The organism is Candidatus Hydrogenedentota bacterium, assembly GCA_019637335.1.
GTDB lineage: Bacteria > Hydrogenedentota > Hydrogenedentia > Hydrogenedentales > JAEUWI01 > JAEUWI01.
In genome coordinates, this window is the sequence record JAHBVV010000001.1 from 924,914 (window position 1) to 937,842 (window position 12,929).

11 protein-coding genes are annotated in these 12,929 nt (G+C 64.0%); 2 read left to right on the plus strand and 9 right to left on the minus strand.

Features of this window, described 5'->3' with window-relative positions:
• Position 1 precedes the first annotated feature (1 nt).
• Both KF886_03425 and KF886_03430 read right to left on the minus strand, forming a co-directional pair.
• Positions 2-1,399 (minus strand): DUF1800 domain-containing protein, encoded by a 1,398-nt coding sequence (locus KF886_03425; protein ID MBX3176387.1) that lies wholly within the window; start codon positions 1,397-1,399, stop codon positions 2-4.
• A complete protein-coding gene (locus KF886_03430) occupies positions 1,396-1,902 on the minus strand; it encodes a hypothetical protein (protein ID MBX3176388.1) in 507 nt (168 codons plus the stop codon). The genes KF886_03425 and KF886_03430 overlap by 4 nt, the downstream gene beginning before the upstream one ends.
• Positions 1,903-2,411: 509 nt before the next feature.
• On the opposite strand from KF886_03430, the gene KF886_03435 reads away from it, so the two are divergent.
• Both KF886_03435 and KF886_03440 read left to right on the plus strand, forming a co-directional pair.
• Positions 2,412-3,107, plus strand: a complete 696-nt coding sequence (locus KF886_03435; protein ID MBX3176389.1) for a hypothetical protein — start codon at positions 2,412-2,414, stop codon at positions 3,105-3,107.
• 587 nt (positions 3,108-3,694) lie between these two features.
• Positions 3,695-5,458: a sigma 54-interacting transcriptional regulator gene (locus KF886_03440; protein ID MBX3176390.1), complete on the plus strand. Its 1,764-nt coding sequence runs from the start codon at positions 3,695-3,697 to the stop codon at positions 5,456-5,458.
• 27 nt (positions 5,459-5,485) lie between these two features.
• Here KF886_03440 and KF886_03445 read toward each other — a convergent pair whose 3' ends face one another.
• The 7 genes from KF886_03445 to KF886_03475 form a co-directional block, all read right to left on the minus strand.
• Positions 5,486-6,955: a M81 family metallopeptidase gene (locus tag KF886_03445; GenBank protein MBX3176391.1), complete on the minus strand. Its 1,470-nt coding sequence runs from the start codon at positions 6,953-6,955 to the stop codon at positions 5,486-5,488.
• Positions 6,952-8,268 carry an aspartate aminotransferase family protein gene (locus tag KF886_03450; GenBank protein ID MBX3176392.1) on the minus strand — a complete coding sequence of 439 codons (1,317 nt, stop codon included), beginning with the start codon at positions 8,266-8,268 and terminating at the stop codon, positions 6,952-6,954. The genes KF886_03445 and KF886_03450 overlap by 4 nt, the downstream gene beginning before the upstream one ends.
• Before the next feature lie 307 nt (positions 8,269-8,575).
• Positions 8,576-9,028 carry a GxxExxY protein gene (locus KF886_03455; protein MBX3176393.1) on the minus strand — a complete coding sequence of 151 codons (453 nt, stop codon included), beginning with the start codon at positions 9,026-9,028 and terminating at the stop codon, positions 8,576-8,578.
• A gap of 309 nt (positions 9,029-9,337) precedes the next feature.
• Positions 9,338-10,060, minus strand: a complete 723-nt coding sequence (locus tag KF886_03460) for an SIMPL domain-containing protein (GenBank protein MBX3176394.1) — start codon at positions 10,058-10,060, stop codon at positions 9,338-9,340.
• 310 nt (positions 10,061-10,370) lie between these two features.
• On the minus strand, positions 10,371-10,790 hold the full coding sequence (locus tag KF886_03465) for a YciI family protein (protein MBX3176395.1): 420 nt from the start codon (positions 10,788-10,790) through the stop codon (positions 10,371-10,373).
• Between the two features lie 227 nt (positions 10,791-11,017).
• Positions 11,018-11,659 carry a hypothetical protein gene (locus KF886_03470; protein ID MBX3176396.1) on the minus strand — a complete coding sequence of 214 codons (642 nt, stop codon included), beginning with the start codon at positions 11,657-11,659 and terminating at the stop codon, positions 11,018-11,020.
• On the minus strand, positions 11,656-12,921 hold the full coding sequence (locus tag KF886_03475; protein ID MBX3176397.1) for an ATP-binding protein: 1,266 nt from the start codon (positions 12,919-12,921) through the stop codon (positions 11,656-11,658). The genes KF886_03470 and KF886_03475 overlap by 4 nt, the downstream gene beginning before the upstream one ends.
• Positions 12,922-12,929 lie beyond the last annotated feature (8 nt).

Here is a 12,929-nt window from a genome sequence, read left to right on the forward strand (position 1 = left end):
GTTAATATCCTTGAAAATCGGGTCCGGCCAGCAGCAGCGCCAAGCGTCCCACCTCGCCCGCGTTTTCCGCCGCGATCCCGATCCAGTCCCGCGTGATCGCCGCGCGCCCGCCGGCGTTTCGCGCGATGCCGTCCCAGTCGACGGAAACCCCTTCCACGGCCCCGCGATCCAGCGATTCAAGAAGGCGCCAGCGCCAGAAAAGCGTGCCGTGCCACGCTTCGCCGCTCTCGGGGTACCCATCGGGCGTCGGGTATTGGAATGGCGCGTGGCCCATACGCCCGAGGTACTCCAGCAACGGCTCCGTGTGCTGGACGTCCGCCAAGGTCGCGCGCATGACCGAGGCCACGTAGTGGAAGGGGCGCTTGAACTGCGGGCTCCCGGGCTTGCGAAAGGCCGGTGTCGCGAATATCACGCGCAGCATCGCCTTTATGTCGCCGCCGGTGTCCGCGTAGCGCGCGGCCACGGCCGACACCGCCTCTTCGGGGGCCTCCGGACCGATAAAGCGCGCGCAGAGTTTCCGGGCCAGAAAACGCCCGGTCGAAGGGTGTGCGCACGCGATGGCCAGGAGGCGATCCACATCGCCCGCGTCCAGCCCGGCGGGTATGGATTCCCCGAGCACCGTTTTCGGGCCGCCGTCGTGGCGGGCCGGATCGAATTCCACCCGCCCCTTGCCAAACCATGTGTCGCTCCGAACGGTCCACCCCGTCAGGCACCGCGCCGCCTCCATCACATCCGCCTGGGTGTAGCCGCCGTCGATTCCGAGGGTGTGTAATTCGAGCAATTCCCGTGCGTAGTTCTCGTTCGGCTGCTCGTTTGGCGTGCGGCGGTGGTTCATGCGCCCGTCGAGATACCAGAGCATCGCCGGACCCAGCGCGGAAGCCCGCAGCAGATCGGGAAAATGGCCGAGCGCGTGCGCGCGGATAACTTCGCGGTCGTCCGCAGTCTTCAACCACGCGCAGTCCCCTTTGGAGTGGTCGATGTTGAAGTGGTCGCTCCAGAAATCGACCATCACCTCGAAGAGCTGCCGCTCGCTGTAGCACGCGCGGAGCAGTTTGCCCGACGCCAATTCGCTCCAGAGCACCTCCGGCTTGTATTCGAACAGCTCGCCGGTCGGACAGGATAGCGTCTCGAGCCGCCGCGTCCGCTTGTCGCACGCGCGATCGTCGATCCGGGCAGGGTTAAGCTGCGACCCCAGCCACGCGTCCACCCCCATCGCCGCCACCCGCGCCACGTCACCCGGGCGCGGTCCGAAGCTGCACCGGTTCAGGACGTGGCGCGCGAGCGCCGGAGCCAGGTCCGGCGCGAAGTGCGTGGGGCGGGACGCGGCGGGCAACCCCAGCCCCAGCGCGAGGCCGCAGCCGCCGGCCTTTCCCAGAAATCCGCGGCGGGACAGCATCATGACGCCACCGGCGCGGGCGCGGCGGCGGAGCGAGACCACCACGCCATCAGCGCGGCGCCAAGCCCCACGATCAGTATGGCGGGCAGCAACACAAACCACCCGGCCACCGGCAGCACGCATGCGGTCGACACCACGGCGCCCCCGCGCAACACCACCGCCCCGCTGGCACGGGCCGGCCCGCCTTCCGACAGCCCCTGTCCGACCCGCCGGACGATGCCCGTGGCCCCGAACAGGGCGAGCAGGACCAGCCCGGAGAGAATGAGTACGCCGGCGAGTTTCAGCGGGCCCGCGCCCTGCGCCGCCAGCCCCAGCCCCAGCAGCAGCGCCGGTACGCCCGCCAGGGCGCCTGTCAGGAGGGCTCTTACCGGACGCGTGACAGCCATGCCCTGCACCCGGGCGACGGCGCCGGGAAACAGCGCCCCAAAGAGCAGCCAGTGACAGGTCGTGCAGAGCAACATGCCGAGAATCAGAAACAGGATTTTGAACACATCCGCCATGATCATGAGACGCTCCTTTTCGGCCCGCGCGCACCCGGCGCGGCGCCATCCTGCCCCCCTCTACCCCGGCGCGGCCGGAATGGTTACACCGCCGTGGAGAAAATGTGGCGCGGGGAGCGTCAGAACCCGCGCAGAGATTCAAAGATCACCCTCACCAGGAACGTGTCGTCGAAGGGCTCCGGCAACGTGTTTTTGCGCCTTCGGCGCCATGCCGGCGGGCCGCTGGCGCTCCATAGACACCGGCTCCACTCGTACGAACACCTGCTGTTCCGCACTTCAGACCGCTAAGGTGTTACGACCATTTCAAACACATAACAACGCAAACCGATCCAATTATCGTCTAGGCTTTCACCGGAAAGTGCCGTTATTTGTGTGAATTAGCGCTTATTCGTGGTTCGTTCTTTCCCGATTTCGGCCAAGAGCTGCCCTGTGCTCGCCGCGTACGGATCGCGCCTGAATATCGCGCCCGGATCGGCGTCTGGTGAACAGGCGTACAAACAACAGGAGGGTTCGCCATGAAGACAGAACGGATTCTGATCCCGATCGCGTGTATTGCCCTGGCTTTCAGTGGATGGGCCAGCGCCCAGAGCACGGCGCGCCCCGGGGCGCCGATCAAGACCCCGCGCATTGACATCGGGACGCGGGTCAGCCCGCAGGCCAACATTGGCCGCGCGACGCGTAACAGCAGCGCCATCCGCGGCATTACGCATGGACGGCGACCCACGGCGGGCGGGCGTGTTCCGAGTGGACGCCTGCCGGGCGGGGACGTGGGCCGCCTTCCCGGGCACGCCCCGCTGGACGGCCTTTCGGGCCTGGACGGCAACCCGTTGAATGGATTGCTCGGGCAGTTTCTGCTCAATGAATACGGTTACGGCCGCCATTTCGACCCCTATGAGGGGCAAAAGGCCCTGGCCAAAGCCCACCGCGACGCGGCGATCGCCAATGCCATCGTGAATGTAGTGGGCATACTGGCCACCGCCAACCAGCCGGTGGTTACACCGGCCTGCCCGCCGGCCCAGCCCGCGTTGCGCGGCCATATCGAGCGGCAGCGCATTCTCGTACAGGAGGCGCGCGTGGAGGAATACCGGGTCTGGATTCCGGAATACACCATCCCGGAGACCGGTGAGGTGGTGGTGGGGCACCACGAAACGCGCCGGCGTGAGATACCCGCCGTGTACAAAGATCGAGATGTCTGGGTACCCGCCCCGTAGAGAACAATTTGCGGCGTCCGCGGCGCGTTCGCGCCCGGGCGCCGCCACACCGCTCTGCGGCGGCCGATTCCGAGAAAGCCCCAAATCCGGGATCGTTTCCCTTCTTACGCGTGGGCCTGCCTGATAGCCGCAGGGCAATCGCATTTAAACTTCCAACCCGAGCCGAGCGCCACATGAACCACCTTCAATGTTAAAAAGGGCGCGTGTTGGAGCGCTGGCATTTCGCCTTCGGCGAATCCCCGACCTTGCCGGCACGGATGCCGGCGCTCCAAAACGCTCACTATCGTTGATTCAAGGTTCCAAATCGACTCAAGTTTACGCCCATATACCGAGATCGAGTCTAAATGCGATTGCCCTGCCTGATGGCCGTTTTCCCCCTTGTCGTACGGCAGATTTCGTACTATAATGGCGTCAGGTTTTTGCGGGCGGGTGGAGAGGCGGTAGATACAAGGGGTTATTGTGTGTGAAGAGCGGGGTTGTAATGTGATAGCGCGCGGGCGCGAATTCGCGATCCCGGCGCGGCGCTGTGCGCCGTTTCCCTCCGCGCGAGGCGAGCGACGCCGCGCCCGGCAAGCGGGAGGCGCGGCATGATCTGGCACCTCACCGCCAAGTCCGGCCCGCGCCGGGGCGAAAGCTGGGCGATTGGCGAACGCCCCGTCACGCTCGGTCGGGGTCTGAACTGCGATATCCACATTCAAGATCCCACGGTCTCCCGGCAACATTGCCAGGTGTATCTGGAGGGGAACGAGGTCGTGTTTCGCGATCTCGGAAGCCGCAATGTTTCGCTGGTGAACGGCACGGTCGTCACCGAGGGGCGGCTGGCCCTGGGCGACGAGCTTTCCGTCGGATCCTCGGCCTTTATCCTCACGCGCACCGTTTCTTCGGAAAACACCGCACAGAACGGCGACGAGCCGCCGCCCTCCACGGTATCCCTGCGCAAGACCATGCTACCGCCCGACGCCATGGACCAGACGCCGGCGTACCGCTCTTTTCCGAGCACCGCGCACGATGTCTTCCGCATGTTTCAGTTCGGGCGTCGCCTGAGCCGCGCCTCGTGCGAGGAGGCCTTTGCGTCCGCCTGCGTTCGGGAAATGGAGGGGCTCTTCCCCGAGGGCGTCACCGTGGCGCTCTGGTGCGGGAACGAAAGCGACTACCAGTGGTACCCCGCCACGTTCGAGGCCAGCGACGAACTCGTGGCGCAGGTGAACGCCGCCATGGCCACCGGTCGTCCCTCGCTCGAACGGCACCGCAGGAAAGGCCGCCTGTTTCAGGATCAGCTTTTAGCGTGCGCCGCCCCGCTGATGGTCTCGGGCCATTGCCGGGGGGCCGTCCTGGCCACCTCGGCCGCGCGCCGCTATGTACTCAAGGACAGCGATCTGGAGCGCCTGGACGGCATCGCGCAGGCGGCGGCGCCCTTCCAGGTCTGGCGGTATGCCCCGGCCCGCGACCTCGATCACGAAAAAGCCCTCGATCACCTCGAATTGATCGGGGAGGGCTCCTCGGGCAATCTGCGGCGCGAGATTCTTACGGTTTCCAACTCGGGCCATTACGCGCTGATCACGGGCGAAAACAACGCGGCGGTGGCGCTGGCCGCGCGGCTGATCCACGATCGTTCGCAGGCGCCCCGGAAAGCGTATGTATGGGCCGACTGCAACAGCCTGGCGGGGCCGGACTTCTTCGAGGAGCTTGCCGGATGCGACGCGACGCACCCGGGCCTGCTGGAACAGGCGGAAGGCGGCACGCTCGTCCTGGCGAATATCGAGGCGCTTACGGATCAAAACCAGGCCGATTTGCTGGATGTCGCGATGCGCGGCGCCTACCGGCGCGCGGGAGAGCAGAATAAGCGCGCCTTCAGCGGGCGAATTGTCGCCACCAGCAGCCACGACCCGGACGCCCTTCGGCGGGATGGGCGTCTCCGGGGGGATCTTCTCGCGCTCCTGGGCCGCCAGCATGTGCGGATTTCGCCGCTCGCCTACAATCAATACGCCATGGCTGCGGGAGAATCGGTGGACTCGCCCGATGGCGACACGCCGTCGCAGGACGGTTTCCCCTCCGCGGGCAATGATGGGCGTATAGGCGGCTCCACCCTGGAAACCCGAGAGAAGATCGCCCGGGCCCTGTACCGCAGGGGCGTGAAACCGCCCAGCACGGACAGCCCCGCTCCGCGGCCGCGCGAGTATCACGATTCTTCGTTCGACGCGCTGGCCCAGGCGGAGGAAACTCTCATTCGCGCGGTGCTGTCGCAATGCAACGGCGATCTGGAGCGCGCCGCCAAGGTCTTCGGCATCCCGCTTTCCGAGTTGCGACCCCTCGTCGAACAGTTGAATGAGGCCCCCGGTCCCAACAGCTAGACGGGGCCGATTGCGGGGAGGCTTCGATTACGGATCGAGCGGATACAGCGGGTGCGGTCGCTTTGTGTACACAAACGCTTCCGGGCCGGCGCGCGTCACACCGGGGGTGTCCACGCAGATCGTTCGCGCCGCGATCGGGTCGTAGGCCGCGCGGGGCGCGGTAACTCCCTTGACGATAATCGCGCGATGGATCCCGGGGTCAATCCCCAGGCTCAACAGCTGTTCCAGGCTCGTCGGCATGACGCGGAGGCTGTTCAGCACCACGGTATGTCCATCGTCGGTCGCGAGCACCGCCGTCTGTCCCTGGTCGTACTCCCGCGTGCCGCCGTGGCGCGGGCTTTCTTCAATGAAGCGTCCGGAATGCACCCGCGTCACGGTCCCGCGCACCGAAACGGGCGCGCCGTGGAGCGCGTCCGTCTTTGCGCCGACTTCCAGCGCTACGCCGGCACCCTCCCCCGCCGCGGTGCACGCGCGCGCGGCATCGGGATCGTAGAATACGGCGCAGATCCGCGGCACGCCCGCCGCGCGCAAGGCCGCGAAGAGTATCGTCGAATCCCCCGGTCCGCCGCCGCCGATGTTGTCGCCGCTGTCCATGAGGCAGACGGCGCCCTCGGTGGCCAGCGTCTGTTGGACCGCCTCGTCCACGTCCGGCAGCCCCGCGTTCAGCGCCGCACGCCGTTCGTACACGCGGTCGGCGAACTGTCGCGCTTTTTCCTCAGCGAGCGCGGCGTCGCCGTTTGCCGTCACCAGCACGGACACGCCCATGAACGGCACATCGGCGTAAATATAGCCCGGCAGGAGAGACACGGTGACGATGCCCGGCTCGGCCTCCAGCGCCTCAAGTTCGGCGTAGAGTTCGGCCATGGGGCCGTCGCCGGTAAACTGCTGCACAATGTGAATCAGCAAGGGCAGCTTCACGTGCGCCATCCGCGGCGCTATCTTCCCGCGAAGGATACCCGCCAGGATCCGCGCGCAATCCACGCCGCGCTGGCGCTGGTCGGTGTGCGGGTAGGCCCGGTAGGCCACCAGGGTATCGGGGATGGACGCGATCCGCGGCGAGACATTGCCGTGCATGTCGAGCGACAGCACGATAGGGATGTCCGATCCGGCCCGGGCGCGGATGCGTTCGAGGGTCTCGCCGTCGGCGTCGTCGAAATCGGGGCACACCATGGCCCCGTGCAGCGCCACCAGCAGCCCATCGAGCGGGCCCGCCGCATCCAGCGCCGCGAGGATCTCCGTGACGATGCTTTCGTAGGCCGCGCGCGTCACCGGGCCGCCGGGCGTTGCCCACGCGGCCACGAGGGGCACGGCGTCCAGACCGAAGTTGGCGCACCCTTCGAGAAAGCCGCCGAGTTCGTGGTGTGCGTCCTTCCAGACGGGGACGATGGCGGGGCCGGCATGCAGAAAGGCCTCCTCGAAGTGCCGCCGCTCCGTTACCGTGCTCGCGAAGGTGTTGGATTCGTGCATGAACCCGATGATGCCAACACGCGGCTTCATCCGGCGCGCCCGGCGATCTCCGCCATGGCTTTCCCGGCGGCGGTGGCGGTCTCGTCGATGTCCGCGTCGCTGAGGACCGTGGAAACGAACCAGATCCCGAAGGAGGTCACCAGAACGCCATGGTCTTGCAATGCGCGCACAAAGCGCCGCCCGAGTTCGGCATCGGCCTGGCGCGCGGAACGCAGATCGGTCACCGGCGGCGCGCCCGGGGGCACGAACGACGTGCTGAACACCGAATTCACCCCGCGCATTTCGAGCGGCAACCCGTAGCGCTCCGCCAGCGCTTCCAGCTCCTCGCAGAGCCGCCGCCCGCTCGCGTGGGCCCGCTGCAACACCGCGCCGTTGTCCGTATAGAGGTGCTCCAGGGCCGCGCGCGTGCCCGCCATGACGAGCGCCATCGCGTTGTAGGTCCCGGAGTGCACCGTGCCCGACGTGTACAGGGACATCAGGTCGGCGCGCCCGGCGACCGCGGCCACCGGGAGGCCGCCGCCCATGGCCTTGGCGAAGGTCGCCAGGTCGGGCGTGACGCCGTAATACGCCTGGGCGCCGCCTGGATCCACGCGGAACCCGGTAATCACCTCGTCGAAAATCAGCACGGCGCCGTGCCGCGTGCACAATTCCCGCAGGCGCTGGAGGAAGGACTTTTCGGCGGGTATCAGCCCCGCCGCACAGGCGAAGGGATCGCAGATGACCGCCGCCAGCGCGTCCCCGTGTTCGGCGAAGGTCGCTTCCAGGAGCGCCAGGTCGTTCCACGGCCGCACCACGAGCGAATCGCCGTAGGACGCCAGCTGGCCCTTCGACGACGGCCGCATCGTCGGGTTCTCGCGCGGGCCCAGGTCCGCGTCGGGCGAAGGCGGGTTCCACGCGATGGTGTCGAGCCAGCCGTGGTAATGGCCCTCGAAGCGCAGGATCTTCTCGCGCCCCGTCGCGCTGCGGGCCAGCCGCAGGGCGGCGTGCACCGCCTCGGAACCCGTGCAGTTGAAGCGGACCATCTCCGCGCACGGGATATGCTGCGCCATCAGTTCCGCCGCGACGACCTCGTCCTCGCACTGTCCGGCGTAGAGGATGCCCTTCTCCAGCTGCCGCCGCACCGCCTCCGCCACGCAGGCCGGCGTGTGACCGAACAGCATCGGGCCCTGGCCGAGGATATAGTCGATGAATTCGTTGCCATCCACATCCCAGATCCGCGCGTCGCGGGCGTGGGAGTAGTGGTGCGGGAAGGGCTGCGCCAGCGCGCGCACGGCGCTGTTCACGCCGCCGGGAATTACCTGGCGCGCGCGCTCGTGCCAGGACTTGGAAATGCTGAAATCCACCGAATGACTTTCTATGCGGTCGGGACAACCGGAACAAGAACCTATGGTCCTCGTATTTAACCGCAAAGGCCGCCAGCGGCGCAATCGGGGGAGCTACCCGGTGTTTTCTCGGAGCCTGTCGCACTCGGGTTCTGTAACCGCAAAGAACGCAGAGAACGCAAAGAATGGGCGTGGCGCAAGGCTGCTGGCGAGTAAACCAGGCGGCTCCGTCTGTTCAAACACCCCTCCTCCTATCGGGAACACCGCAGACGAACACAATGCCCTTTTTGCGCTCTTTGCGTTCTTTGCGGTTCCTCCCCATGAAGCCTTATCCAAGAAGCCATGCTATCACAACGCTGAATAGGGTGGAGGAAGCGGGGCACATACCTGAAGCGCCTCCGCGTTGCCTCGCCGGGTCCCAGGCAAACTTCCGGACTTGAAACCGATACGACCCGAAATTGATCAGTAGCCCGTGTTCGATCCGTGCCGATTTCAGGTATCCCAGAATTTGCGCCTCATGCTCCGGGGCGAGGGCCTTGACCGCCTTGAGCTCAACGATAAGCCGCCCATTGACCAACAGGTCGCACACATACTCCCCGATCACCGTGCCGTCTTCATCGAATATCGTGATTGGGAACTGTTGTTCAACCACGAAGCCCGCCTTTCGAAGCCGGTGCGCCAGGGCATTCTCGTACGGCTTCTCCAGGAGCCCATGGCCATGGTACGCATGAATGGCGTAGGCCGTCTGCCGAACTTGGTCACAAAGCAATTTGATTTCCATAGAGCGCCCTCCTTTGATCTACATATCGATATGGCCTCACTTAACTATCGTCGCAAAAAAGCGGAATGACAGGACGTGCCGGCATCCAAGTCCGCTGGCAGACCTTTTCTTAGCCGCAAAGAACACATAGAACGCAAAGCGTCTCAGCAGAATACGACCGCTGTAGGACCGACTAGACACCGCGTCTTGATCGAGCGACCCACACGCTTTTCTTGAGTGCGCCGACCTTTTACAAAGCCCTTTTGCGTTCTTTGCGTTCTTTGCGGTTCCTGATAAGGGGCCAGCCCGCGCTGTCGTCCAGCGAAGCGATCATCCCTCCACCAGCGCGTACTCCCAGGCAATCAGGACGACGATACAAATTGAATCAGGGGAGTCCGAAGCCACGACCGGCACGCTCTCTTCCGGGCCGATCATCGCGACGCGCTCCCTGTCTCCTGATCCGGCGATTTTGTAGTGACCCACGCTGAGCAGGTGTCCCGTGCGTACACCGGCCTCGGCCAGCTGCTCGCGCATAGAATCCCGCGCCGTGATCGCATCGTGGACCGCCAGTGCCCGCAACGCGCTGTAGTCGGCGAGTACGAATTCCACCGGCTTCTTCTTCGGTGGCCCGAAGGGATCGTCCGATGCCGCCGGACGGCTTCCCAAATTCACGCCGTTTCTTGCGGCCACGTCGAACACGGCTGAGATTTGCGTTGCGAGCGCGAGCTTATCCGCCGGCTGCGCCAGGGGAGCTTCCACCCGCATGACCTGGCATACCCGGGCGCCTGCGGGCGCGGCGGCCTGGTTCGAATAGGAATACGAATCGCCCGATGCCGGGCTGGAGAACTGGAACATCTCGCGGGTCACCGTGGCCCCCGCAATGCCGAGCCCGGCGATGCCGTCCACGGTAGTTGCGGCCTTTTCGTTACACTGGCGCAGCGCGTCGGTTGCGACGCCGGCCGTCGCTTCCGCCTGGAGGTATATTCGCATGGAGTCTGGCGCGCCGGTGGCCTCTCCCCGGGTCTTCAGCGAAATGGCAGGCATGACTCTCACGGTGCTTCCTCCTTGCCGCTTTGACGCCGGACACCCCTGGCGGGGCGCTTGCGCCTTCATTGTGATTATATAAACGCCAACGAGACCCGCTCGTTTTATCCTGAAAGAGAGCATACCGCATTACAGCAGGAGACGGAACGGGGGCGCGTAAAGGATCACACTGCCGTTTCGTTGCGCCCGCATACAAGTCCAGTTCAGTTATTGAAATACCTGCCGCCCCAGTATACGTGAATGCGCCCGGCAAATTTCCAGCGGCGCACCCAGACCCGCGGGAGCGAGCCTGGGTGGCGCGCTGGAGATATTCATGACTTCACGCCTCGAGCCGCTTGCGCAGCGACTCCTCCTGCTCCGCCAACTCCGGCGGCATCACCTCGCCGAAATCGGCAGCCTCGTAGATTGGGCGAATTTCGATTTCGCTGGGGCCGGGCATGGGATTGGGACAGCGCTTGACCCATTCCACCGCCTCGTCCATGTCCTTAACCTCCCAGATCCAATAGCCCGCCACGAGCTCCTTGGTCTCGATGAAGGGGCCGTCCGTCACCGCGCGGCGGGCTCCGTCGAAGGCCACGCGCTTGCCCTTCGAGGACGGCTTGAGCCCTTCGCCACTTCGCAATATACCCGCGCTGTGCAGCGCTTCGTTGAACTGCATCATGGCTTCCATCAACTCGGTCGAGGGCATTTTTCCCGCTTCGCTGTCCGCCGTTGCTTTCACAAACACCATAACACGCATTTTTCTCGCTCCTTTGCCTGATTGTGGCCGCGTTGGCCTGTTATGAGAAATCAACGAATGGGGGCGGCAAATATGGACATTCGCGTGAACGGGAAGCTGGTTAGTGGAGAATGGGGCGGCTGCGGACGCTGATGGCGCCGCGGTGGGACATCCGCCGAGCGGCACACCACCGATATCACTGTCGTATGGATGAATGCGCGATGTCGCTGTGCGGGGTATCGTCTTGTTCAGTCTTCCGACCCGACCGGAAACCAGGATTGCAGGGTGGTTTTAAACTTATTGAACGCCGGATCCTCGCATCGCGACAAGCTCACGCTGCACGCAATTTGATGATAGATCGATGCGGAACGTGGGATCTTGACCCGCTTAAGCGCAAATTCCAACGCGCGCTTCGGGTCAACGGGCTTCAAGTGATTGGGTTCAAGAAGTCCCTGCGCGATAAGCTGGTCGCGCAGTTGTGGCTGGACGCCTGCCCAGCCAAGCACACGCGGCACTTCGGACGAGTCGCTCCAAACCCAGGCCTCCAGTTCGGGAACAAGCGCTATCGCTGCGCAACGGCCATCCCAACCGGTATTTCGAAGCCGCTCCTCGATTCCAGACTCTATTGCTGATGCGCCCGAACTCTCTTTTCCGCACCCGTCGCGATCCAACATGATGATCGCTCTCCGATACCGGCCCGAGTGGTCCCGCAAAAACTCATGCGCCTCGAGCAGGCAACCCGGATCACGGTTGGGATGGACAAAGATATCCCACGTAAGCTCCCGGATCTGCAAAGACTTCCAGCGCCCCAGGATGCCTTTCACTGCGTGTTCCATGTCCTTGTCCGCGGCCAGCACCACCAGATCCTTCGAATCCTCGACGGCGCTCATCCAAGCACTCCGCCAGCGAACAGCACCCCTAAGTTGGTTTCTCCATGCCAGCTTCGCAATGCGGGGTGATCTCCTCCCAATACGATATCAGCCGCACCCTCAACGGTCTTCGCGAAGCAAAGGATCGTGTCCGCTTCGGCCATACTGATGATAACCGGTGAATGGGTGGCCATCAGGATTTGGGCGTCGTAGACCGACGACAAAGACTGAAACATTGTCTCCACGGCCCGGGGATGGATTCCGTTCTCCGGCTCTTCAATGAGATAGACTCCGCTGATGTCCGGCAGATAGGCCGGAAGAGTCAGCGCGAGAAGGCGCAGTGTGCCATCTGACGCCATCCATGAAGGCACACGTAAGCCGCCTTGATAACACAAGACGAGATAGCGGTGCTTATCGTCCTCACGCTCAATGGTATCGATGTCTTCCAAGTCTGGAAGCGCCGTTCTCAAATGTTCTATCCACCGTCTAAACGAATCCCCGGACTTCCTGCGCAGGGCATCTATGACCCAGGGAAGGTTGGAACCGTCGGGCTTGAAGCCGCGCGTCTGGCCCGGGGGGCAGGCCTTGCGAATTACGATGCTGTTCAACACGAATTGCTGAACCCCATCGGTCAAGAGGCGCTTCAGCCACGTCGTTACTGGAAACTTGGATTCATCCTCGGGCAGATTGCCGAGGGCGGACTTTCTTGGGCCAAGCTTAAAGGCTGGCGCCCACCCTTTGCCGGACTCTTTGTAGACTTCCGAGTAGAAATTGTCGTTTCCGCCTTCGACCTTGTTGACGACCGTCTTGGCGTTGCGAGCCCCCTTTATGGAGAGTATTGTCTCGGGCGCCGCGCGCAAATCGGGAAAGCGAAATACCTGCTGGGGGCTCTCTGTATGACGTTCCGCCTTCAGCAGCAGGACCTTCTCGCTACGTATGACATACTCCCCGGAATACTGCTCTTCGCCGAGTGAGACCTCATAGCGGACCGTGTCAAAACTCTGGTCGGAAAGTAGCGCTCGAAAGTGGTCAGGGATCAAGACCTCGATCGCAAGCTCAAACCCGTCAGACTCGCGTCCCCAGCAGAGGTCTTGAAAGTTCTGTGACCTGTCTCTCACTGCTTTTTCAAGACCGCCGGACACAAGGTCACCCAAGAAGGCCACGACGTCCAGAAAGGTTGTCTTACCGCTCGCGTTGGGCCCCACAAGCACGTGAAACGCCTGCATCGGCTGGCGAACATAATGGAGGCAGCGATAATTCCTCGCTTCAATCAGCGTTATCACTACGCTGG